Source organism: Clostridia bacterium (genome assembly GCA_017394805.1).
In the GTDB taxonomy this organism is placed as follows: Bacteria; Bacillota; Clostridia; order Christensenellales; family CAG-1252; genus RUG14300.
On sequence record JAFPXC010000011.1, the window covers coordinates 23,442 to 47,682 of the forward strand.

At 49.6% G+C, this 24,241-nt stretch carries 23 protein-coding genes; 6 read left to right on the forward strand and 17 right to left on the reverse strand.

All coding sequences use genetic code 11. The features are described from left to right. Nucleotide 1 precedes the first annotated feature (1 nt). From II896_02525 to II896_02580, 12 genes are all read right to left on the reverse strand, one after another. Nucleotides 2–3,292 carry a DEAD/DEAH box helicase family protein gene (locus tag II896_02525; GenBank protein MBQ4443520.1) on the reverse strand — a complete coding sequence of 1,097 codons (3,291 nt, stop codon included), beginning with the start codon at nt 3,290–3,292 and terminating at the stop codon, nt 2–4. Between the two features lie 126 nt (nt 3,293–3,418). Next, nucleotides 3,419–3,724: a hypothetical protein gene (locus tag II896_02530; protein MBQ4443521.1), complete on the reverse strand. Its 306-nt coding sequence runs from the start codon at nt 3,722–3,724 to the stop codon at nt 3,419–3,421. 10 nt (nt 3,725–3,734) lie between these two features. Then, the gene (locus II896_02535; protein ID MBQ4443522.1) at nt 3,735–4,010 is read right to left on the reverse strand and encodes a hypothetical protein; all 276 of its coding nucleotides are present in this window, start codon (nt 4,008–4,010) and stop codon (nt 3,735–3,737) included. A 329-nt stretch (nt 4,011–4,339) separates the two neighbouring features. Further along, entirely contained in the window at nt 4,340–5,353 is a 1,014-nt protein-coding gene (locus II896_02540) for a hypothetical protein (GenBank protein ID MBQ4443523.1), read from the reverse strand. 46 nt (nt 5,354–5,399) lie between these two features. Beyond that, nucleotides 5,400–7,526: a hypothetical protein gene (locus II896_02545; GenBank protein ID MBQ4443524.1), complete on the reverse strand. Its 2,127-nt coding sequence runs from the start codon at nt 7,524–7,526 to the stop codon at nt 5,400–5,402. Then, nucleotides 7,519–7,668, reverse strand: coding sequence for a hypothetical protein (locus tag II896_02550; protein MBQ4443525.1), 150 nt, complete (start codon nt 7,666–7,668; stop codon nt 7,519–7,521). The genes II896_02545 and II896_02550 overlap by 8 nt, the downstream gene beginning before the upstream one ends. A gap of 11 nt (nt 7,669–7,679) precedes the next feature. Then, nucleotides 7,680–9,371 (reverse strand): hypothetical protein, encoded by a 1,692-nt coding sequence (locus II896_02555; GenBank protein ID MBQ4443526.1) that lies wholly within the window; start codon nt 9,369–9,371, stop codon nt 7,680–7,682. 61 nt (nt 9,372–9,432) lie between these two features. Further along, nucleotides 9,433–9,999, reverse strand: a complete 567-nt coding sequence (locus II896_02560; protein ID MBQ4443527.1) for a hypothetical protein — start codon at nt 9,997–9,999, stop codon at nt 9,433–9,435. Between the two features lie 32 nt (nt 10,000–10,031). Further along, nucleotides 10,032–11,063 carry a hypothetical protein gene (locus II896_02565; GenBank protein MBQ4443528.1) on the reverse strand — a complete coding sequence of 344 codons (1,032 nt, stop codon included), beginning with the start codon at nt 11,061–11,063 and terminating at the stop codon, nt 10,032–10,034. Nucleotides 11,064–11,080: 17 nt separating this feature from the next. Next, the gene (locus II896_02570) at nt 11,081–11,965 is read right to left on the reverse strand and encodes a hypothetical protein (protein ID MBQ4443529.1); all 885 of its coding nucleotides are present in this window, start codon (nt 11,963–11,965) and stop codon (nt 11,081–11,083) included. Between the two features lie 63 nt (nt 11,966–12,028). Continuing rightward, nucleotides 12,029–12,382, reverse strand: a complete 354-nt coding sequence (locus tag II896_02575) for a hypothetical protein (GenBank protein ID MBQ4443530.1) — start codon at nt 12,380–12,382, stop codon at nt 12,029–12,031. A gap of 26 nt (nt 12,383–12,408) precedes the next feature. Next, nucleotides 12,409–12,729 (reverse strand): hypothetical protein, encoded by a 321-nt coding sequence (locus tag II896_02580; GenBank protein ID MBQ4443531.1) that lies wholly within the window; start codon nt 12,727–12,729, stop codon nt 12,409–12,411. 621 nt (nt 12,730–13,350) lie between these two features. Here II896_02580 and II896_02585 point away from each other — a divergent pair. After that, entirely contained in the window at nt 13,351–14,547 is a 1,197-nt protein-coding gene (locus II896_02585) for a cation:proton antiporter (GenBank protein MBQ4443532.1), read from the forward strand. A gap of 63 nt (nt 14,548–14,610) precedes the next feature. On the opposite strand, the gene II896_02590 is transcribed toward II896_02585, so the two are convergent. Next, the gene (locus II896_02590; GenBank protein MBQ4443533.1) at nt 14,611–14,871 is read right to left on the reverse strand and encodes a hypothetical protein; all 261 of its coding nucleotides are present in this window, start codon (nt 14,869–14,871) and stop codon (nt 14,611–14,613) included. Nucleotides 14,872–14,883: 12 nt separating this feature from the next. Then, a complete protein-coding gene (locus II896_02595) occupies nt 14,884–15,192 on the reverse strand; it encodes a hypothetical protein (protein MBQ4443534.1) in 309 nt (102 codons plus the stop codon). Nucleotides 15,193–16,038: 846 nt separating this feature from the next. On the opposite strand from II896_02595, the gene II896_02600 reads away from it, so the two are divergent. The 3 genes from II896_02600 (at nt 16,039) to II896_02610 (ending at nt 18,518) form a co-directional block, all read left to right on the forward strand. Next, a complete protein-coding gene (locus II896_02600; GenBank protein MBQ4443535.1) occupies nt 16,039–16,443 on the forward strand; it encodes a recombinase family protein in 405 nt (134 codons plus the stop codon). Then, on the forward strand, nt 16,443–17,990 hold the full coding sequence (locus tag II896_02605; GenBank protein ID MBQ4443536.1) for a recombinase family protein: 1,548 nt from the start codon (nt 16,443–16,445) through the stop codon (nt 17,988–17,990). The genes II896_02600 and II896_02605 overlap by 1 nt, the downstream gene beginning before the upstream one ends. 204 nt (nt 17,991–18,194) lie before the next feature. Then, the gene (locus II896_02610; GenBank protein MBQ4443537.1) at nt 18,195–18,518 is read left to right on the forward strand and encodes a hypothetical protein; all 324 of its coding nucleotides are present in this window, start codon (nt 18,195–18,197) and stop codon (nt 18,516–18,518) included. A gap of 714 nt (nt 18,519–19,232) precedes the next feature. On the opposite strand, the gene II896_02615 is transcribed toward II896_02610, so the two are convergent. Continuing rightward, a complete protein-coding gene (locus II896_02615) occupies nt 19,233–19,634 on the reverse strand; it encodes a hypothetical protein (protein ID MBQ4443538.1) in 402 nt (133 codons plus the stop codon). Nucleotides 19,635–19,776: 142 nt separating this feature from the next. Between II896_02615 and II896_02620 the strand changes: the two genes are divergently transcribed. Both II896_02620 and II896_02625 read left to right on the forward strand, forming a co-directional pair. Continuing rightward, complete coding sequence (locus tag II896_02620) at nt 19,777–20,556, forward strand: metallophosphoesterase (GenBank protein MBQ4443539.1); 780 nt, start codon at nt 19,777–19,779, stop codon at nt 20,554–20,556. A 161-nt stretch (nt 20,557–20,717) separates the two neighbouring features. Then, on the forward strand, nt 20,718–22,022 hold the full coding sequence (locus II896_02625; GenBank protein ID MBQ4443540.1) for a hypothetical protein: 1,305 nt from the start codon (nt 20,718–20,720) through the stop codon (nt 22,020–22,022). A 291-nt stretch (nt 22,023–22,313) separates the two neighbouring features. Here II896_02625 and II896_02630 read toward each other — a convergent pair whose 3' ends face one another. Together II896_02630 and II896_02635 are read right to left on the reverse strand one after the other, a co-directional pair. Further along, on the reverse strand, nt 22,314–23,579 hold the full coding sequence (locus tag II896_02630) for a serine hydroxymethyltransferase (protein MBQ4443541.1): 1,266 nt from the start codon (nt 23,577–23,579) through the stop codon (nt 22,314–22,316). 61 nt (nt 23,580–23,640) lie between these two features. Next, complete coding sequence (locus II896_02635; protein ID MBQ4443542.1) at nt 23,641–24,177, reverse strand: lytic transglycosylase domain-containing protein; 537 nt, start codon at nt 24,175–24,177, stop codon at nt 23,641–23,643. Between the last annotated feature and the right edge of the window lie 64 nt (nt 24,178–24,241).

Here is a 24,241-nt window from a genome sequence, read left to right on the forward strand (position 1 = left end):
ACTACTTGATCACCACAAACGAAATCAACTCGAAGTCGTCTAATGCAAACATATTTTGCTGGAATAACACCTTGCTGCCAACCTTGAATAGCGACTGCAAATCGTTTTCCTCTTTCGCCGCAATGATGCTGGCAATGGCACCATCCAACAACTCGTTGTATTTCTCCATTCTTGCACCATCTTTTGTCTCCCGATTGAATCGACGACACAAATCTGCAAGAGGCTCTGCATTGCCTTTGCAAGTAGCGCGTAGCACATCCAACACATACTTGACCTCAAGATGGTTATAAAGTATGGTGCCATCATCACGGATATACACCAGATAGAAGGGATGCAAGCGGTTTAGCTTGTTGATGTTGATACCATCATTGCGGTTGCACAACACAAAAATGGTGCCCGGCTCAATGCCTTTGGACTCGTCGGCAGCGACTACTGCGTGTAGCCCTTTGGTGACACCTTTAGGATCACCAACCTCTTTGTGATATGCCACCAAGTCCATTACAAAGTCATTCAAACCCAAGTCCGTGATAGAGATATTGCCGTCAACGTCCTCGAGGTCTTGCAGGGTACCCTCTTGCAACTTCTTAAGCTGCTCTTTGCGGTAATCCATTTCCTCCGCTTCTTCGGATATGATGTTGTCGTCGGCAGTAGCGGTAGCATTGACGATGGTCATACGAGCCGACACACGCTTGTTGAGGTTGATGTATTCGTCGAGCGTGATGTCCGGCCAGAAGTTGACCAACTGAATGCTCGTATTGACGCTTCCGATACGGTCAATACGACCGAAACGTTGCACAATGCGCACGGGGTTCCAATGGATATCGTAGTTGATACAAATATCGCAGTCTTGCAGGTTTTGACCTTCGGAGATACAATCGGTACCTATGAGCACATCAATCTCATGTTTTTCGTCGGGATAGATGACCGCTTTTTGCTTGGATATTGGCGAGAAAAGCGTCAACAATCTATCCGTGTTTGGACTACCGCCTATGTTGGTGCGGTTGTCGCCACCACCCGATACACGCGCCGTATATATGCCATACTTCGACAGCATATACTCGCTGATGTTTTGATAGAGATAATCCGCAGTATCGGCGAAGGCAGAGAAAATCAACACTTTACGGTTGCCTTCATTGAACGGATGCGCCATCTTTTCTTCAATGAGTTGCTTCAATTCGCAGAGTTTATTATCATCTGCGGGCGTAACACGCAACATTTCGTGATATAGACGATATAGTATATCGGCGTCGTTTTGAATCTCACGGCGCCAAGTGGTAACGTCAATGTCCGCCAACTTGATCTCGATAGTCTTGCCGGCAGCTATCTTCTCCAAAGAAAAGTCGTTGTCTTCGTCCGGATCAACGATGGCATATTCGGCAACCTCTTTCTTGATGGATGCCGTTGTGTCGCCCGCCAAGAACCTATCAATGGTAGCCAACATCTCTTTATTGATGTCAAGCAATTTTTTGAGCGTGATGCGGAAGGCGTGAACACTGCTCTCCAAACGTTTCAAGAGCCCAATAGTCATCAACTTCTTCAATCCGCTTTCACGGTGCTTTTGACGCGTCAAGCCTTGTCCAAGAGCGTTGGCGTTGGGATTCTCTTTAGAAAGATCCACCTCGTACAACTCTTCGTACTCGTCTATACGCGAGGGGAACAGCATCGCCAACGGAGCATAAACGCTCATGTTCATCTCCAGCAACAAGTCATAGATTTGTTTATAGGAGAGGATGGCTGGGTTATTCGTCAGCTTGGGGTACTTGGAAACGACAGGCAAACGTGTGGGGAATTGCCCAATGTCGGCAGTGCTGTAATACTTCTGAATGTGTTTACGGCTACGTGCGATGGTTACGCTATCCAAGATGATTGAGAAGTCGATGTCCAACTTATCAATAAGGTCTTTGGCATGGCGTTCCTCGATAGGCAACTTACTCCAAGCATTGAATACCTTTTGCGCTTGCTGGAAAACAACCTGCACGTCTTTGTCGGTACCAATCGTTTCGCTCATTTCTTCATAGTTGCCGCAGTATGCCAACAACAACTGATTCTTCAAATCGTTGTAACGGTTGTTGACAGGTGTGGCAGACAGCATCAAAACCTTTGTCTTAACGCCATCTTGCATGATGCGTTTCATCAAAAAGTCATAGCGCGTGTCCCTATCCTTGCGGGAGGCGTTATTGTTACGGAAATTGTGACTCTCGTCTATCACCACCAAGTCATAGTTGCCCCAGTTCACGGTAGCAAGGTCTATGCCGCCACTCTTGCCCGAAGTGCGTCCCAAATCAGTGTGGAATAGCACGTCAAAACGAATACGGTCTTTGTAGAAGATATTAACCTTGGTGTTGCCTTGATACTGCGTCCAGTTCTGCTCCAAGCGCTTAGGACAAAGCACCAAAATAGACTTGTTGCGCAAGGAATAGTATTGCATGACGGCAAGGGCGGTGAAGGTTTTGCCCAAGCCCACGCTGTCGGCAAGAATGCAGCCGTTGTATTTCTCTAGCTTGTTGATGATGCCGACGGCACCATCCTTTTGGAAATTGTACAACTTGTTCCAAATAAGACTGTTCTTGAACCCCGTAGCCTCGTTGGGCATATAGTCGGAGTCGAGATCTTGCAAAAACTCACGGAAGATGTTGTACAGAATGATGTAGTAAATGAACTCCGGCGAGTTTTCTTTGTAGCAAGATGAAATGTAATCCACGATGGCAGCAGTGATGTCTTCCACATCATCGTCATTTTGCCAAAGTCGATCGAACTCCGTCAAAAAACTACGGCTATAACTAGCGTCGTCGGTCTTAATGATTTGTACCAAGTGGCTACCGTTACTCTCATATCCCAACTCGGCGGTAGTAAAGCCTCCAATAGGCGTATATGTGGTGCTATGCTCGTGGTTGGTGATATTGACGGAGGTCTGCGTATAGCCCTCGCTCTTGATAGACTTGATTTGCACCTTGTTACGGATCCACTCGGCACATTCACGCGCAATGGCTCTCTGCGTCATTTGGTTGCGCAACCGTATCTCGAAGTCCGTGCCACACAAGGAAGATTCGCTGAACTTAGGGATAAAGAATTCACGCTTTTCTTTTTTGATATTGTCGGTAATATGAGCATCTACGAAGGTCGGCGTAGTAAAAAGGAAACGCAATTCTTCAATGCCTTCCAACTCTTCACGCAAAGCCGCGTATGCGTATATGGAAAAACACGATGCCGCTATGCGTACCCTGTCTGCTCCCAGCAACTCCTTTTTGAGGTCGTCGCCCAACAATTTGCTCGTATTATTGATGATATCAATCATTGCTTTCATCCTCGTGCGTATGTATTACGATTATATCAAAAATCTTTGATATAGTCAAGAGCGCTTGGCAAGCATATATATCACCATCAATATCAAAATGAGCGTAATCATAATGCTATCCTCTCAACATTGCACTGGCGGGAACATCGCAAAACTACGACCATCGGCAACATTCAACAGCGACACCCAACCTACCACGGGAGTTTGCTCACGCGTCTTGCCATTGATCAATATCGCATGGTTTTCTTCCGTGAAGTACACTGACACGTCTTCGAAGCATTGACTCATAGCCAAAGCAAAAACTACCTTCATCTCCGTAAAAGGTTTATCGTCATACGGAGCCTCTGCGACTGTCGCGCACTGCAACCCTTTAGAAATCAAACGAATCTTTGCGGGCATTTTGTCATCGTCATACCATAAAATATCCATAATAACCTCCTCAATCATCATCTATCATGTCCCAAAAGATAATTTCATCCATTGTAATTCCATCATCCTTTTGGCTTTGGTCATTAACTCTCTTTTTCTCTTCGGTTTTGCTGTTCTGCGAATGTTGAACTGCGAATGAAAGCATCCATATAAATGCAAGGCAATGAGGAATGGCAACGAAGAGCACAGTCCAATGCTTTATAAAGAACATCGCGATCAAAGTTCCGAGCCACAAAACGCTACTAAAAAGCGTTACAACAATTTCTGCGGGAGATGCTTTTTTCATTTCTTTGTCCTCCTTCACTATCATTTTAGCCAACACTGATAAGGAGGTCAATGTTGAGATGTCCCAAAAATCGCCCACCTTGCAAAGTTTTTCAAATCTTGTCTAACACTGTCTCACAGCGTTAGGCGTGCCTTGTCTTTGAAACAAGCACGCGCGCGACGCGCGCGTGAAGACAAGGCACGCCTAACAACGAATCAACCAACGCCCAACCGAACCAATTACGCGCTTTCGACTGTCCGATGTGAGCGGCCGCAGGGGGCTCGCTAAACCGCTACGCCACACCTGCTTGAACCGTCTCACACATTTCGGGCATTTCCCGAAAGGCGTCGTTAGTTGGATTTACGGAGTTGGGCGCGTGTTTCTTCGCTGTTTACGCCGACGTACACGCCTTCATCCCAACAGTCAAAATCCTCGAATAGTAGCAGTTTCTTGTCTTCCATTCCTGTCCGCATAATCACGTCTTTGTCCTCGATGTCGCTCATTACATACATGGGGAGTCCGCGACTGTACACAATCTTCTCTCCCGTCTTTTCGATGTACTTCAAGATATAGTCGATGGTTGAGCCCAGATACATCGGGCCCTTCGTCGCCAACATATCAAACTCGTTGCGTCCGTACTTTTCATCGAAGAAGGTATTGTGGGTGTATTCCACCATGCGTCCACTCTTTTTGTTGTACTCCCGCGTGTCTTGTAGCATCCCTACCATTTGTCCTTCGGGCACATTCAATAGACAGTGAAAGTGCAGTCGTTCGGTCTCGCTTCCGCGTTCCCATACTCCCATATAAGTCCAGCCTCTCGCCGTATGGAAGTTTTGCAGCGTTCTCATAAGCCGCCACTTGAAAGTTACTTCATCCATCTTGGCGCTGTCGTATGTGAAGGTCGCAAAGTAATTGAAGTTGTTGAGGTGCGCCTTCCTCATAAACCGCTGTCGCTTGGCATTGAGCGCCTTGTTCTTTTCTTCCAACTTCTCCGACACATACTCCCACATCTTATTGTAGTGGGGAAACAGTTTCTTCATCTCGCTCAATATGTACTTGCGCCGGCGTTTCGGCGTCAAATCAAAACTCTCTCGATACAGCCTTTCAAACTCGGCTTTCTTCGTCGTATGGCGCTTGGTAGATTGAGATTCCGTAGAGGTTGTGTCCTCCACCGGCGTCTCCGTCTCGCAAGCATCGGTCGTTTCACTTTCAGCTTGCGTTGGTGCCGCCGTATGGTCGTCAACCTCTACTATCTCTTCTACCTCGGGGCGCCTATGCTTTGCGCTAGGGTTAGGTTCGTAAGGGATAGCGATATAATGGACGCCATCACAATACACCTTTGCATTGGGATACCATTTGCTCATGTTCCACCTCCAAGATAGTTTATCCCGAGCGCGGATAGAGGCAGGGCTAGTCCTCGTCACTCGGATCGGAGTAAATGCCCTCTATGAAATAACTGTGTTGCTGATGCAACTCGTCAATGGTTGCCTTTGTCCCGGCGTATGACGGATAATCGTTCAATCCAACGTTTGTTTTCTTCGCCATTTCTGCAAAGAAGTCTCCAAATGCGTCGGTTGCAAAACGCTCTGCGTATATCTTTTGGTGCAACAAATAATACTTTTTTCTCTCGGGCTTGGAGTCCATTGTGCCGCGCTCTTTTTCGATGCTCAACGTGCTATACCCAAATCGGTTTTCTATGCGTTTTTTGTACTTGTACAGCCACGAAACGACGCTCTTCAAGAGGTAGACCAACAACGTGTTGTCGCCTCGTCTAAACCGCATTTTTTCGTACAGTCGCCCGAAGCCGTTGTAAGACCAATCGCACAGCATATCTTCTAGCACGAAGAACGGTAGAGCCAACCCATTCGGGGATGTGTCCGTGATAGTGATGACGTCGCAGAGGTCGCGTGCGTCGGCGCCCCAAGAGGCTGCGCGTTGCTCGTCGGCAAATACTTTGATGAAGGGGTAATTGTCTACGGTGGCACTATGGCGGCACATTTTCAACCAAAGGTTGAAGTCGTCGTTTTTCTGATTCGCCTTGTCGTCACCTTTCTTGATTTCTTTGAGTTCCAACATATTTCCGCGCTCCTTGCCAACTTCGCTGATCACGACGGTGCCAAACTCAAATGAACCAATATTCGGGTTGTCCTCTATCATCTTTTTCCCCAGGCGCAAGGTATCGAAATCGAGTATGTGAGCATACCGCGATTTGCGTAACCGACGCTTGGGGAAGAAGTTGTTGTACCACAACGGGAAGTTTCCCCCGTCTTGCAAAACAGAGTCCTCTCGTATGGCGTAGTTGGATACAAGCAAAGAGGACTGTACCACATAGATGAAATACAGTTGTGCGTAGATCTCCAGCGCGTCGAATAAGGACAGCGTTTTGAGGTTGTTGTCGTAGCTCATGCCGTATCGCGCCGTGTCGTACCCATACAGTTGCTCAACGTTGTCTTGTCGCCTTCGGTATCGCTGCTCTTTCTTTCGCACCCACTCCCTCGCCGTAGCCAAGTTGTAGACTGTATGGTACTCCATACACCGGCGCAACGCCATCTCAAAAGATATCCACGGGAAGAAGGGGAACATCATATCTATCGCCACCAACCTTTGGTACGCTTCTTGCCGAAACATAACCGCTTGCGATAACGCCATGTCGGTGATCGCCGTTGTTTTGCGTTTTCCCATACTACCGCAGGTGAGCGTCACGATAGGCAATTCCTTGATAAAACCGCAATTCTTGGCTTCCATGTGTCGCAAACGTGCATCGGCGATACGCTCTCTCCAACGACAAAACACCTTCCAGATATAAGGCAAAAAAAGGTACCATGGGAACCGTAGGAACAGCACTTGCAAGTCCATGATCAATTTGACCGCCTGCATATACAAGCCGCCCAACTGATACGAGGACGCGAAGTAGAAGTAGTACCCCAAAGCAGATAGCAATATCGCACCGAAGTTGAGGTTGAACGCCCAAATGATGATGTACAAATATACCAGATTGGGGTGGTACGTTAGGTACTCTTTGTAGCCGATGGCAAACTGTTTGAACGGCTGATATACCGTGTTAGATAGTTTCTTGAACCGTTTGAGCGGGCGCGTGTCCTTGTTGTGCTTGGTGTTCGGCTTGCGGTACAGCATTATGATTGCCATTATGACGCCGGCGATAAGCGGGAAGCACATTATCAAGATTTTGGACGCTCTCTCCATCTTGGAGAGTTCGGCGAGTAGCCAACCCGTTGCATTCGTTTCATCTACCAAAAGCGTGCCGTACTGTTCGGTCTTCGTCTTGAATAGCGCCCAAGTTTCGGGCCAATTTATTAGCCATTCCATCACTTGGGACTTGTTACCGATGGTGACGTCTAAGTCTATAGGGCGGTGTAGAACGAAATATAGGTAGTGCTTCAAGCAACTCCAAAAGTCCACGGCAGATTCGGCGAGGCGCAGATAGGATTTGTAATAGACGCTTGCACCCAGCATGATCGCCACAGCAAAGAAGATAAAGGTTACTGCAATGTTCAATCGTCGCTGTCTTTTATCCATAATACCCTCCCATAATTGCTCTTGCTATTTCGGTGGTATCGGTAATGGATGCTGCCTTCTTACCCGTATAAATGAGATAAGAAAGCAGTAGAGCCATTATCAATACGCCCAAAACAGCCAATGCTCGTTTCAGGCTTTTCATCGTGCTACCTCCTACAAGTCGCTGTCTCCGTCATCGAAGTAGCCCATTGCCGCCCAAGCGTCTGCCTCGGCTTGTTTCCATTCGGGATCGTGATTAAGGGCATATTCCTCGGCTTTCGTCAAGCGCACCGATTCTCGTTTGCCAGACCAAATGTCATTCTTCAGCTTCTCGACGTTGACACGCTTTGCTTGCCGTTCTATGCGCCGTCGCTCTCTTGCTTGCTGCCGCTCGATTTTTGCCAAACCTTTCTCGTTTGGACTTTTCGGCTCTCGCTTTTTGCAAGCTTTCACCGCGCCGCCCACAGCCTTGAACGGCAAACTAACAAGCCACAAAACGAACTTGGCAATATAGGGTACAGCCGGCCACAGCACTATGAGCAATACCACCAAAAGCAAGATGGCAATGAGTGCCTTCCACCAACCACTCTCGGTGTTAATCTCGATGTCGAAGGTCGTCTCCGTAACAGGTTTATCCGAGCCCGTCTGCATATTATCGACGACGCCAAGATTGTACACCGTACCGTTATGCCTAAACATAAGCCGCAAAATCGTGACGTTGCAAATGTTAGTACGCTCATAACTGACGGTAGTAGAGCCAACCATACTTGCGTTTTGGTACGGCGTCTCCACGAATTGCAAAACCCATTGTTTATCGGCTATGGCATTACGCCCTTCATCCGTTAGGCGTGTTTCCGTCGATACAGACCAAAACCCTGCTTCATAGATGGATGATTGCTCGATGTTTGCCAAGAAGTCCGCCGTTGACGTGATTCGTTTCCACTCATAGTGTTGGCGCCCCGTGAACATACCTTTGGCATCGAAGGTACCATACTGGTCGTCGGTAAGCGTAACCACCGTAGGTGGTTGAGATTCGGGATCCGTCGGACGATACACGGTAGTGTACCCACCCAAGATGTAGTCAAAGAACCAATGCTCTTTTTCAAGCGTTACCTTTTGGGTAAAGTACTCAACGTCCGCTTCCAGCAAGTCGTCGATTTCGTGGTCGCAGGAAAACGCGACAAAGTGACTATCGCAGGCTGTCCCTATCATAAAGAACGGATCGTCTATGTACCGCACGAATCCTACAAACTTTTCGGTGATAAGCACTGTTTCGATGTCAATACAAGATACCGTATTGACGCCGTTCTCGGTACTAAACCGATACTGTTTGCTCACGCCGAAAGGTACTGCGTTGATTGTGTTGTCGTAGTCGGCTTGGGTGTCAACCTCCGACATAAACGGTCGCAAGAGTTGAATCACGGCATAGTAGCGCACCGGCTCTTTGGTTATGGTATAATCCTCGACCTTGTACTTGTAGAAAACGCTCGAATGATTGATATACGTCAGGCGATAGTCTCTCGGCGCTATATCTTTGTCAATGGTTTCGGACAGCCGAATGTAATTCGCATAATACGTGCGTGCATATCCATAGGGTTGGTAAACATAAACAAACAGTTCGTCGTTTTTGCCTTCCGCTATGGTAATGAGTTGTAGCGAATAATCATTCTCGCGCTTCTCCCATTGGCTGATATTGAATGAGGCGTCAGTCTTGAGGTCGGTGAGCACATCGCTGTACTTGGTATCGGCTTTTGCCGTTGTGATGGGTACCAGAGTACCGAATGCTATGGCGCAAATGATAACCAAAACGGCTATAATTGCAACAAGTCGTTGGTACTGATACCCGATTGCAATATACTTTTTCATAGCATACCTCCTAAAAGAAATTGGGGGCTACGGTCTCCCATAGCCCCCGTAGTTGGGTTGGTTAGAATACTACCGGATCGGGTTCGATGCGGAAGTTACCCCCCACATCTATCCCGTGGAACGACACCTTGACTGCCGCCTTGTTGTTGTACGAGTACACCACCATCGTGAAGTAGTCGCGCATCTCTGCAAGGGTATTGACGATCTCCACGGTAGCGCCCTCATGGTAACGCTGCAAGACATTCAAGACTTGGGCGTTGCCGGCGATTGCGAAAGAATCGTTGCTGTACTGAATATCGAAACAAGAGGTTAGGTCGTTCAGCTCGCTAAAACGATGCTCTTCACCGTCTACCAAGTAAGTGAAATCATTGTCCTTGATGCACGGCACTACCTTAACGGAGTAACCCGTCTTCTCTTTGGCTACAGCACCAAAGGTGTATTTCACCTCAAATAGGTACACAGAATCGTCTACGAAGACCATGTCACTTGTGCTTTCAAGGATGTTTTCACCCTCGTAGCGCAAATAGAACGTTTGGAAATCACTGGTGAAACCTGAGGTGAAATATGCTACCGCTCCGATACCGCCAACTACCGCTAGAACGAGCACCACATAGATGATGACAGTCATAACATTGGTAGTCATACGACATCACCCCCTTGTTAGAAGGTAATCGTGTTGCTACCGCTGATGGCTACGCTGGCGACTTGCTCTTCCAAGAAGCACTTGAAGGTTGCCGAGAAGTTGTAGTTGGTTTGCTTAACCGTGATGATGACGTAAGGCTTGTTACCATCTGCGTCGGTGTTGACCGAATAAACCTTGTTCGTCCAAGTAGTCGTTTCACCGAGACCCTCGGGATGCGAAGTATTGGACGATTCAAAATAGCCATAAATAGACTTGTTTACGGTAATTTTGAGTGTTGCCCCCGTGGTGGTACAAGAAACCATTTGATTGGCGATAGAACTCAACTCCACAGTGTTGTCGTGGGTACTCCAACCGGCACCACGACCAGACTTCGTATAATTGCCCAACGTGACAGTGCCGACGCCCGTAACCGTAATGGTGAAGTTGTTGTAGTCACTACCCACATCATTGAAGATATTGGTCATGTTGATGGGAACGGAATAGGTTTGCCCAACATACAACGAGGGAACGGACATGGAACCCAAATTGTAGGTGGCGGCACCCGACGCACTACCCAAAGTCATATCAGAGGGCACACCGTTATAGGTGATGGTAGCAGTGCAGGTCTTGTTGTTTTGACGAGTCGTACAGGTCAAAATAATGTTGCTGCCACGGAACGCCTTAAAGCACTTCAAAGTACAAGTGGTAGAGCCATCTTGAACGATTTGGATGTAGTCGGATACGTTCTTGGACGACAACGCGGCACCCGAAGCCCAAGCGACAGACCAAGTCACATACTTGTCTTGCACGGAATCGGGCGTGATGACTGCGATAACCGATTGCTGGGTATAGCCACTGCCCGAATCGCCACCCGACAAATAGATAGGTGCGGTCACTTCCAGCGATACGGCTTCCAGCTCGGTGAGTTGCGTGATAGTAAGCATGTCGCCCGGCGCCACGGACTCATTCATTTGCTTGGTGGACTCACAGCCCACGAAACACAACGAAACCGAGCAGGCGACAATGACGAGAATCGTCACGATACTGATGATACTGATTGTTCTTTTCATTATTTACCTCCTTTTTATTACCATTCGCCGTCTTCCTCGACCATGGACTCACCCGAGCCGGTGGGACCTTCCTCGGTGCCCTCTACGACATACGAGAATTCACAAGTGAACTCGCCGTAATAGGCAACACCCATATAGTCACCGGGGGTTGATGTATCGACATCAATAGAATCGGGGATAGCGAAGTCATACGAGTCATCCGAGTACACAAGCATAATGCTGTTGCTTTCAGGGATGGCTTCGTCGCCCACCTGATAAGTGGGAACGTTTTGTTGATGAATACTGACGATGTACTTCTCTTGCGGTTCGGGCTCAGGCTCGGGCTCGGGTTGCACTTCGAGTTGCACACCACAAGAGTCGCAGTGGCCGTCGCCATTGACGTCACGGTGCTCAATATGCTTGTGGCAATACTTGCAATCGCCGTAGGCGTCTAGGTCATGCCCGTTGAGGCAAGCCGAATTGGTGTTGATGACAAGCATACCGCACTTGCGACATTGGAAGGTGTCAGGATCTACATCGTGGTCGGTGTAACCGCATTTGGTACATACGCAACCATCGAATTCGTGCTCGCATTCGGCACGGATTTCGTCAAGTGATTTGCCACAACCTTGACAAACGCCGTTGAATCCGTACTTGTGCGTACACTGACCGCAGTCTTGACACATACCGTTCTCGTCAATGTTTGCGTGTTCGCAAGGCGTAGCGTCCTCGGGTTGCTTGTCTTTCCTGAACGCATCTCCAACTTTGTCCGTCAAGCCTTGCACACTCTCTTTGAGAGAGTTCAGTTGCTGCTTGACACCTTCCTTGTCAAAGTTGGTGAAGCCGTCCGAGAAGAACCCGATGGCACCCACTATGCCGAATGCGACCATGCAAACGACAATGATAATGACTAAGATTTTCATAGAGCCTCCTTTTGGGAATCGCAGCCCAGGTTAGTGGGCTGCTTCCCGTTAGATTTTGCGATGCTATTTCAACAGCATCTTCAAGAGGTCTTTGTCGCAGTCCTTGTAGGGCTTGACCTTGACCTCGTACACTTCGCCGTCCTCGTCGATCGTGCGGATGGCGTAGGAGTTACCGGAGATGGTGTTGCCATTCTCACCCTGCACTTCGAAGGGGGTGATCACCAACTCGGCGCTCTGGGCGTCGCCGAACACGATGTCCAACACTTCGAAAGCCTTTTTGGATTTCTCCTTCGGCGCTAACTGAATCTTGATATCGCGGCCGCGCAAGGTGGCACGCACGAAGTATTGGTAGTAGTTGTTTCCTTTGAAGTCGAACATTTCGCGCTCGACGATGTTACTCACACTGTTTTTTGCCATGATTTTTCAACCCTCCTTGATATTGATTATTTGTTGTCGGCATTCTTGCCTTTACCCTTGACGGGTTTGCCGGCGGCTTCGGCAGCTGCGGCTGCTTTCTCGGCTTGGGCGGCAGCCTCTTGTGCTTCCTGCTCGCGCTTTTGCTTCAGCCATTGGAAAAAGTGGTACATGCCCACGTGATCGTGATTGGCCTCGAGATAACCGGCGCGAACGCCTTTTTCGTACTCGGTGAGGTCTTGACCTGCCTTGTCGCCTTCGAGATGCTTGCCTTTCTTCTTCTCGGCGTACATCTGTTCCCCAGCCTTGTGGGGATTCTTCCAACGGTTCCTGTAATTGTATCTACCCATAGTAGTCTCCTTTGCCCGTAACCAGATAGCACAGTGATTTGAGTTGATGCCCGTAAGTGCCGTTAGCAAAGCGTGATGGTATGATATTAAGTTGTAGAGTTGTGCCGTCTGAAACTGATACGACGTTCCGTCATGGGCGATTGGGGAGTGGCCACTCTTACCTTGCAAGCCGCAATCGAGAAAGGGGCGTTTCGTCAAGCACATCTTCAGTTTAGACCTTGGAAGTGTAAAAACGCCATAGACTGAATGGGTGGGAATCATACCCGATTAACACAGTTTTTGAATGGCGAAAAACCAAATTGAACGTAGTGGAATGCACTAGCACTTCACTACACGATTGTCTCAAAACGAGCCTGAATTGAATGGCGGTTATGCAGCACGAAAACCGCACCGAAAATCCATGATTTTGTATCGAATGAAAGAAAAATCACGATTGAACTAAGGATAAAATTAAATCAACTATTTGTTGACTTGCACATAAAAAGTGGTATAATGGTGATAAGGAAATGATGCACTTCCTTCCTCGATAGAGGAGAACCGCCCACTGCGGGGCTGATGGCGTCTACACGATTGGCGATTGCCAAAAGTGTTGGCGTCGTTTTTTTATGGAGGTGTGTTATGATGTTGTTATCGTTCGGCTTGATACTATTGGTCGGGTTTGTCGTGGGGTGGCTGCTCAACAAGATACGTGTACCGGGCTTGGTGGGCATGATCGTGGTCGGACTGGTTTTTGGACCCTATTGCCTCAATATCATTGATTCTTCTATCTTGGATATTTCGTCGGAGTTGCGCCAAATTGCTTTGGTGATTATTCTCACGCGTTCGGGGTTAAATCTCGACCTTAAAAAATTGCTGTCCGTAGGCACCCCCGCCTTGCTGATGAGCTTTATTCCCGCCACCTTTGAGATGGTGGGCACCATGCTCGGCGCACACTATTTGCTAAACCTTACGTGGGTTGAAAGCCTGTTGCTCGGTGCCGTGTTGGGTGCCGTGTCACCCGCTGTCGTTTCCCCGCGCATGATCAAACTCATTGAGGAAAAACGCGGTGCCGAGCACGCCGTTCCCTCTATCGTATTGGCGGGGGCATCGGTCGATGACATATATACAATCACGTTGTTTTACGCCTTCCTCGGTATCGTTCAAAACCACAAAGCCGACGCGTTGTCCATTGCCCTTGTGCCCGTTTCTATCTTACTTGGCATAGCATTGGGTATTGTGGTAGGTGTGTGCCTCTTGTTTCTCTTCCGCAAAACGCATCTGCCACTCGCCGCCAAAATGCTTATTCTTTTATCCGTTTCCCTATTGATGGTAGGGCTGGAAACCCTAGTCAAACCGTGGATAGATATATCCTCTCTACTGGGCGTGATGGTAGTGGGTATGATCCTCGCTTTCAAACATAAAGATACGGCGGAGGAGTTATCCAACGGATATAAGTCGCTGTGGACGTTTTTCGAGGTGTTATTGTTTGTGTTGATGGGTGCAGCCGTGGATTTTCGGCTTATCACATCGGTTGGTTGGCAAGCGGTGGTCGTCTTACTCATTGGTTTGTCTTTCCGCACCGTCGGCGTAATCGTGTGTATGCTGTTTGCCAAAGCCACTTGGCGAGAGCGTTTTTTTGCCGTATTCGCCTATTTGCCCAAGGCAACAGTGCAAGCCTCAATAGGGGGTATTGCGCTGTCTCTCGGATTAGACTGTGGCAGTGTGATATTACTTGTCTCGGTATTGGCTATCGTAGTCACGGCACCTATCGGCGCTTTTTTAATCGACTTCTTTGGAAAGCGGTGGCTTGTGCCTATACAAGAAACACCAGATAAATAAAAATGGGATAACTAGCGGAATCACTAATTATCCCATTGGCGGGGACGCATTACCCCGAAGAATTTACGCTACATATTCACGCGTTTGCATTACGGTGTGAACCCGTCGGCCGTCTTTACGTCGGCGATCTGCAAACATGGAATTGTAGAACTTGTCGCGTTTCGTGGTACGTGCGAAGAACACATCTCGGCTAACCACCATCGGCGTTGTGTCGTCGTCATACATAATCTCAATGTACTGACAGACGATAAAATGCTTGGTGCGATATATGTTATTCGGTGCGTCTTTGTCGTAGTCCAACTCGCTCAAATCTACGCTTACCATAGGCTACCTCCTTTATACATTGTTGTCTTCACTGTGATCGGACAAGTATTGGCATAACTGTTGACAAAACTTGGAAATGCAACTTGTCGAAACACAAAACCGGTCAGCGAGTACCTCTTGGCTCTGGTCGGTCAAATAGTACTCATAGTAGATATGCAACAATCTCAACGGCGCGTTTTTCATCAACGCATCATAATACGCTTTCAATAACTTCAATCTCTCACTGCGCACATCATCATTATGCGCATCAAAAACATCTCGATAGGAATGGTAATACTTGATTTCCATCAACTCATCTCTAACTTGCTTTTTACTCTTCATTTCCGTGTCCGCCTCCTTATAAAAATCACCGTACCCCCTTTGGTTGTATAATGCAGGATGGTCTACATCGGTGGGGCGAACACCAACAACTACGCGGAGTATTTTTCTCGTGTGTATATGATTATACCATATTTACATTGAATGTCAAGTATAAATTACAACTTATCGTTGTATTTTTCGTACACTTATTGACCTAACAGCCGTTTGATGTACGCCTTGTAACATGCCAGCGCTATAATCATTTTCTCTTGGTCGGACAATTCCTTCCACTCGGGACTATGTAACGATATAATAACGAATTCATCCATCGCGTTCACCTCCTTTGCCTTTGATACTTCCATTGTAGAACTTGGGACTGTAAAAACGCCATAGACGGAATGCACGCAAATCATACCCGACTGTACTACTTTCGGACGGCACTGTCACTTGACTTGAATTGACTAGTAAACACTAGCACATCAAAACACAAGAGAGATTATTCGCCTTGCGTCTTGGCAGTCTACCACAGTCCGCCCCGCTTCGCAATGGGTGGGTAGATTTTTTCTCTAAAGCGAAATAATCTACTGTTCCCCCTGTATCCTTGCTCGCGGTTCGGCCGGTGGTGCCTCGCCTGTGCCGCTTGGCAAATTTATATATAAGGAGTCCAAATGATGATTCGAGATAAACCAAATAGAACAGTAAATCGAAAACAAACAGATACTCAACTGACAGTTCATTCCAATGGATTCATCTTCATTCCAAAACAGGTGCAATCCGATGGGTTTTCCACCCATTCAGTCTATGGCAAAAGTACAGTCCCAAAGGGTACCATAGAAGTATAAACACAAACCACAAGGAGGTAACAATATGAAAAAAGCCGTCATTTATGCAAGGTATCGTGGAGATGCCAGCATACCCGCACAACCGTATATCGAGGAACAAATTGAAAAGTGCATGTGCTATGCGCAAGAACACGATATACAAGTCAAAAGAGTCTATACCGAGATAGAAGTATGGGGAGTACCCGCACAACCGAGAGTAATCCGCGAACAAATGATATTGGACAGCGCAAGTCACGAATGGGATACCGTACTCGTTACCGATATGGACAAGCTCGCAAGAAAACGCACTGACGCTTGGGAGTGCAAACACCGTTTAGAAAAGAACGGAGTCACCATCGAGCCCATCACTCAAAAGAACATTGCCGAGGAAATCATCATCGAACAAATCTTGATTGGCATGGAAAAGTATGAAGCAAGGAGGAAGAAATAATGCAAACAGCGGTAATCTATGCTCGCTACAGCAGCGAATCGCAAAACGAACAGTCCATAGAAGGACAGTTGCGCGTGTGTAACGCGTACGCGGAGGCGCATCATCTATTGGTTCTCAATCAATATATCGACCGCGCTATGACAGGCAGAAATGACGCCAGACCGGAATTCCAAAAGATGCTCGCGGACAGCAAAGACCACAAATTCGAGGTGGTGCTGGTCTACAAGTTGGATAGGTTCTCCCGTAACAAATACGAATCGGTCATGCACAAGAAAACGTTGAAAGACAACGGAGTGATCGTCGTATCGGCGACAGAGAACATACCCGACACACCCGAGGGCGTTATCTTGGAATCGCTTTTGGAAGGCATGAACCAATACTACTCGATGGAGTTGTCCCAAAAAGTACACCGTGGCTTGACCGAGAGTTATCTCAAAGGCAACTTTACCGGCGGGCGCATTCGCTACGGCTATAGAGTCGAAGGCAAAAAGGTGTACATCGTCGAAGAAGAGGCAGCCATTATCCGTGAGGTGTATTTCAAATACGCACAGGGATATACCGTGCCCGACATTCTTCTTTCCCTCAATAATCGCAACCTACGAAACCGAGAGGGCAACTCCTTCCACGTGAAATACCTATACGATATGCTTCACTATCCCAAATATCGGGGGTTGGTAGAACACGATGGGGTTGTCTACGACAACATATTCCCGCGTATCATAAGCGACGAGATATGGGAAAAAGTCTCACAACGACACCAAGAAGACGCGTTGGGCGTCGGCGTCAAAACAAGCAGCAACTATCTATTGTCCGGCAAGATGTACTGCGCTCATTGCTTTCATCCGCTAATCGGCATCTCTGCGCATGGTCGGCACTGCAAATACTACTATTATGCCTGTAATCGGGGCCGTCGCGTACCGAATGACTGCGAAGCGAGACCGCTCGACAGAGATACGATACACGACATAGTATTCAACACGACCTGCGCTCTCGTTGCCGACAATAATATGATCGCCGAGCTTGCTCATCTCATTATGCAAGAGCACAACCGAGCCGTGAAAGACGACTACACGTTGCAATCGCTGGAGAGCAGGTTGCAAACAGTAAAGCGTGCGATGGAGAATTTGTTGCGTGCCATTGAGTCGGGCATCATCACCGAGCAAACGAAAGCGCGTATGGAAGAACTGCAAGAACAAGCACAACGCTTGCAGCTGGAAATCAACGTGGAGAAGATACGGGTACGCCCCGACCTCGAAACCATTGATGTCGTGGACTTCCTGCGATCGCAATTCTTTGGCGAAACGCAAGACGACGAGATACGAAAAGCGTTGCTGAAAACTTTTATCTACACGATAATACGCGATGACAACAAGATAACGATAGTGTACAACTTCCGCAATGATTACAACCCGACGAAAATCAAGCGAGAGGAATTGGAAACGCTACTACATATAGCAGAACAAAAAGGGGTGGTCTTCAAAAAGGCCACCTACTTTTTTACTCCAGACCGCTTCGGAGTACAAATATCCTACAATCCGTCGGCGTAAGCCGATGCCATAGCTCGTGTCATGTCTGCTTGATGCTATATCCTCCTTCCCCCTACGGGGGTTTTCTTTTTTGTACAGTCTAGCACATTGAGCCACCACTGCCAAAGGGCAATTCTTGTCCCCTTGGGAGTTCCCCCTTTGTTGTGGCGTCTCAACGCGCTCGGGGGCGCCTGTACCGAAAACCATTCGGAAGGAGGATTAGATATGTATATCAGTTATTCAGCAGACACCTACGACACTTTGAGTTATGGCATCATCTCGTTCCGCCCGTGGGAACGTGAATGCGCGCTCGCGGTTGCAGAGCAAATCAAAAACGTCTTTTGTCTACCCAACAATATCGACGAAGACGACGGTGAAGTGTATTTCGAGATTGACGATAGGCACCTGTTTTACGGTGAAATCAAGCCGTATTTCTTCAAAGCCGTGTCGGCGTTCTACGACAGAAAACGCGAAGAAAAACGATTGGCAGAATTGGCAGCCAAAGAGGTAGCAAAGAACACCAAGCAGGACGAAACGCCCGTGGATTAAAGTGCTTGCGTTTACTAGCAAATGCTAGCAAATCATAGTACAACCATATCGCTACACGAACCGCTTGAAACCCGATGTTGAGGAATTGTCCCCCGGCATCGGGCTTTTTTATGGTGCGTGCAACAACCTATGCCTATAGAATAAAGTGATAGTGAAGTGCTGATAAAGTGCGACCGAAATGCTACAGTTTTCCGATGACGTATTGCCCATTTCAAGTACACTGACAGCGCGTTCCGCCAAAAAGCCTAAAGCATAATCACCCTTGGGGCACCACCAAGCAACCTTTGCAACCGAAGGTTGCTTTTTTTATGCCCCGCGACGGTCTGCGCTCTGCGCAAGACGGTGCGAGGGCATAAAAAAGCGAGTGCCTTTAGGCACGGAAGGTTGCTTGGTGGTGACGGAACCCTTGGGGCAAGGCAGGACAGTCTTGAGCGTAGCGAAAGGCTTGTACTGCTATCACGGTTATCCTTGTACGAATGCAATGAGCGTAAAATACGATGGTGCAGGCCCCCACTGGGGAGGGACAGGACGGTTACGAGCGTAGCGAGGAACTCGCCCTGCTATCACGGATATCCTTTCGCAAGACGGTGCGAAAGCATAAAAAAAGGACTCGCGCAAGTTAATCCCCAACTGCATGACCGGTTGGCAACTATTAACGCAAATCCCTCTTAACCCAAGTGTAGTCCGCGTTTTGGAAAATGTCAACAAAAAAGTTTACGCACGATTGCCAGATAGCGCTTCCACCTCGCGTTGGACGTCTTCGGGGTTTTTGACGTTGACGAAATAGATATTTTCGCCGCCCTTGCCCGCAAAGGTCAGGGTGCCGAAGCCAAACGCATTCTTCTTGACGAGAATCTTTTCGACGGTGGCGAGGTCTTTCTCTTTGAACGCGTCTTTGGGCCACAGGCATTTAACGACGAGGCGGCGGTCGGTCACTACGTACTCGGTGGCCGCGAACTGCTTGGTGTCCCGAATAGCCTTGATGAGCGGAATGAAGAAAAACCAACAAAACAGCACGCCGACCACCCAAGACCAAAACAAGGGCGTTTTGCTTCTTTCGGGCGTCAATACCACCCGCTCGCCCGCCTGCAACTTCTCGTTTTCGATAATACCCATAGTCACTCCTTGTCAAATTCATCCGACGCTCACGCACATCGTTCGCTCTTCTTAGATTATACAACTATTTTTCGCCGAAATCAACACCGTATGCTTGCGTTTTTTGCGCGTTTCGCCTATAACTGTATCAAAGGAGATAGTTATGAGATTCTACGTAGTCGCCGACGTACACGGATTTTATACCCCTATGATAGAAGCCCTCGCCCAAGCGGGTTATTTTGACTATGCTGGAGAGAAAAAACTCCTGATGTTGGGCGACCTATTGGACAGAGGCAAAGAGACGGTAAAAATGCAGGACTTCGTCTACGACCTCCTTATGAAAAACGAAGTCATTTTGGTGCGCGGCAACCACGAAGACCTTTTGGAGGACTTGGTGGACGATCTCGCCGCCTATGCCGAATTGGGATTGCATTATACCCACCACTATCGCAATCGCACGGTGCAGACGGTCGCCGACCTCTGCCGCTGTTCGGTAGGCACTATGATCGAAGAGCCCTATCAAATACGCTCGCGTATGCGTCAAACCCCGTTCATGCGGATCGTGATGCCCGAAATGCACGACTACTACGAGACCGAACACTATGTGTTCGTCCACGGTTGGATACCCATGATCGACCTCTCCTCCATAGGACAGCACGGACAATTCCTCTACGACCCCGCCTGGCGCGACGCCACCCTCGACAGGTGGAACAAGGCGCGTTGGTACAACGGCATTGACGCAGCGCGGGCGGGCATACTCGTACCCGACAAGACCGTGATATGCGGGCATTGGCATTGCTCGTACGGGCACTTCCTCGACGGCGCGCCCGAAGAGTTCGGAGCGGGAGCGGATTTCTCCCCCTATCGGGCTGACGGCGTCATCGCCATCGACGCGTGCACGGCACTATCGGGCAAGGTAAACGTGCTGGTCGTGGACGACTGACAATATTTTCATTTCGCACGCCGTTTTTTCATTTTTTGGTGAGTAAAACGGCGTTTTATTTCGTTATATAGTCGAATACCCGTCGCCATCTCGACTTGATTTGACGATAAGACTGTGGTACAATCTATTCGTAGCCGTACCGTACGGCAAAGGAGATAGAAATGAAACGCTTTTTCCGCATACTCTTGTCCCTCGCGCTCATTGGCAGCCTATTGTGCGCCGCCGTGGCCTGCACCACGCCCGCAGAGGCCGGCGTCGTGCGGCTGTCCGCGTCCACCACGGCCCTGAACAAAGTCAACTACGCCGCCTCGGGCGACGCGACCGCTTCGACCGACGAAGCGTTCCGTACTAAACTCTCCGACTTCTCGGCCAAACTCTACGCCTTGTGCGCCGAGGGTGCGGAGGACGACTACGTCTTCTCTCCCCTCTCGGTCTATATGGCGACGGCCATTCTGTACAATTTGGGCGACGAAGCCATCAAAGCGGATATTCGCGCGCTCTTCGGTATGAGCGATGCGGAGATCGCCAAAACGGGCGACCTCTTTATGGGCCTCATCAACGAGCGATACGAGGGCGTAGGCAAGGGCACGTTGGTCACCAAGGTGGACGTCAACAACTCCATTTGGCTGGACAACGCGCTGACGACCAACCAAACAGCGTTGGATCGCATCGCCGAGGCGCTCTATTGCCGCGCCTACCGCACCCCCTTCGCGGACGACAACAAGCAGGCCAACAAGGATATCCGCGCCTTCATCAAGCAAATGACGAGGGGGCTTATCGACCAAGACTTCGGCCTCACGGCGGACACCCTGCTCGCCATCGTCAACACCCTTTATTTCAAAGACCTGTGGAACTTCGACAGCCGCGATTTGGCGACGGAAACGCGCACCTTCCACGCGCCCGCCGAGGACAAAGAAACCGAATTCCTCATCGGCAAATATACGAGCGGCACGGTGCAAGAGACGGACTCTGCCACCTATTTCTATACCACCACCGACGCGGGCTACCGCTTCAAATTGATACTGCCCAAAGAGGGGCGCACCCTTGCCGAAGCGATGAGCGCGCAGTCGCTCGCCCAAATCAACGCCACCACCGACTACGGCGCCCGCAAAGGCGACGTCAACTACGAAACCCGTTGCATCTTCCCCTCTTTCCGCGTGGAGAGCGATACGCCCCTGAAAGATATTTTGGAACACAATCACTATTTGCCCACGGCGTTCAACGGCTTTGGCTCCGACCTCACCGACCAACCCCTCGCCGTGTCGGACATCAAGCACAAGGTTGTGCTTAACGTAGACAAAAAAGGCGTGGAAGGCGCGGCCGTCACCATTATTGCGATGAAGAACGCTTCGGCGGGAATGTTCGATACCGTACGCGCCGACTTCGTGTTGGATCGCCCATTCGGCTTCCTCGTCACCGATCGTGAGGGCGTGGTACTCTTCTCGGGTCAAATCGTCACCCCATGAGCCTCACGAACCATGCGCACGTAGTTACGCCGCCACGTTCGACGCCAACGAAAAAGGGTTCTTTCTCTCATAGAAAGAACCCTTTCTATTCTCACCGCAACGCACGCCGAAGCGTGCAATTCACGATACCCAAAGGGTATCAATTCACGACCGCAGGCCAATTCACGCCGCAATTAGCGGCAATTCACTCTACCACCGTAACTCGCCATAGGCGCACTTCACTCAAGGCTATGCCTTGAACTTCACCGCGAAGCAACTTCGCTTTGCCAAAGGCAAAACTTCACTCGCTCGCTACATCGCGCGGATAATTTCGTCGATGCGACGAGCGCACTTGCGGCATTCCTCTTCTTTCCATCCTTTGGTGGTCATGGCCGCCAAACCCACGCGCACGCCCGACGCCTCGCGGGGCGAACGCTTCTCGTTGGGAATGCAATTCTTGTTGAGGGTGATGCCGTGCTTGTCCAATTCATCCTGCACCATGCGCCCCGAAATCGAGGGGAACTTCTTGGACAAGTCGATGAGGAACAGGTGATTGTCCGTGCCGCCCGTCACCACGTCGTAGCCCATCTTGAGAAACTCGTCGCACATGGCCGCCGTGTTTTTGACGACCTGGTGAATGTAGTTGCGATATTCCTCTGTGCACGCTTCGCACGCCGTCACGGCCTTGGCAGCCACCACGTGTTGCAAACCGCCCCCCTGCATACCGGGGAAGACTGCGGAGTCCACTTTGCGCGCCAATTCGGGACGGCAGAACACCAAGCCGCCACGCGTGCCGCGCAAGGTCTTGTGAGTAGTCGTGGTCACTATGTCGGCCAAGCCGAAGGGGCTGGGATGGTCGCCCGCGACCACCAAACCCGCGATATGCGCCATATCCACCATGAAGTAGGCGCCCACCTCTTTGGCCACCTCGGCGAAGCGGGCGAAGTCGATGATGCGGCTGTAAGCCGACGCACCCGCCAAGATGAGGTTGGGCTTGCACGCCAACGCTTTGGCGCGCATATCCTCGTAGTCGATGACGCCCTCGTCGGTGACGCCGTAGAACACCATCTTGTAGGTCTTGCCGCTGAAGTTGACCGCGCTGCCGTGCGTGAGGTGACCGCCGTTGTCCAGACTCATAGAGAGAATGGTGTCGCCGGGATTGAGCACGGCCATATACGCGGCCATATTGGCCTGCGAACCGCTATGCGGTTGCACATTGACGTGATAATCGGTGCGGAACGCCTTTTGGAACATATACCGAGCGTACAACTCGATATAGTCGATATTTTCACAGCCGCCGTAGTACCTGCCGGTGCTACCCGTATGCACGTAATCGGGAAACTCCTTTTGGAACGCCTCGACGGACGTCCGCTCGGGATAGCCCTCCGCGTACTTGTTGGTGAGAACCGAACCCGCCGCCCGCAAGACGTCCTGCGACACGAAGTTCTCGCTTGCGATCAATTCGACGAAGTTCTTTTGTCTGTTTTCCTCTCTCTCGATGGCTTGAAAAATCTTCTCTTTCAAAGTATTCCTCCCCACGCGTTGGCGCGCTTGTTTTCCGTAAGTAATTATTATTATACCCGATTGAAAAGGGCCGTGTCAACACGAATAGCCCCGTATCGCCCTATTTCTCTCGCTTTTATCCGCCCAATATGCGCCGATAGCGTTTCTCGAGCAAAGTCACCTTCCGCACGTACTCCCTCGTCTCGCGGTAGGGAATATCCTCTATGCTTATCCCTTCCGCAAGCCACGCGCGCACCGCGTTTTCGCCCGCGTTGTAGGCGGCGAATACCCATTCGCCCTCGAACTTGCCGCCGAGATACGCGAGGTATTTGGCGGCGACGGTCAAATTGTACTCCGCATCGTACAGCAGGGCCTCGTCGTATGCTAACCCCGCCCTTTTCGCCACCCATTCGGCCGTGGCGGGCATCAACTGCGCGATGCCTTTCGCCCCCGCTTTGGATCGGGCCTCGGGATCGAATCCGCTCTCGGCGTTGGCCACCGCCAACAGCGTAGAGGCGTTCACCCCTTCCGCTTGGGCGACTTCGCGAAAGAGCGGCTCGTATCGCCGAACGCTACGCATATACAAAGGCGGCACGCAACAAACACAAACGGCGACCGCCACCGCGCACACCGCCACGCAAGCCACCGCGATCACCCAAAACCGTACTGTCATGCTAATAGTATGATGGTAGCCGCCCCCAATATTAACGAAAAGCGCCCTCGACCACAGCCGAAGA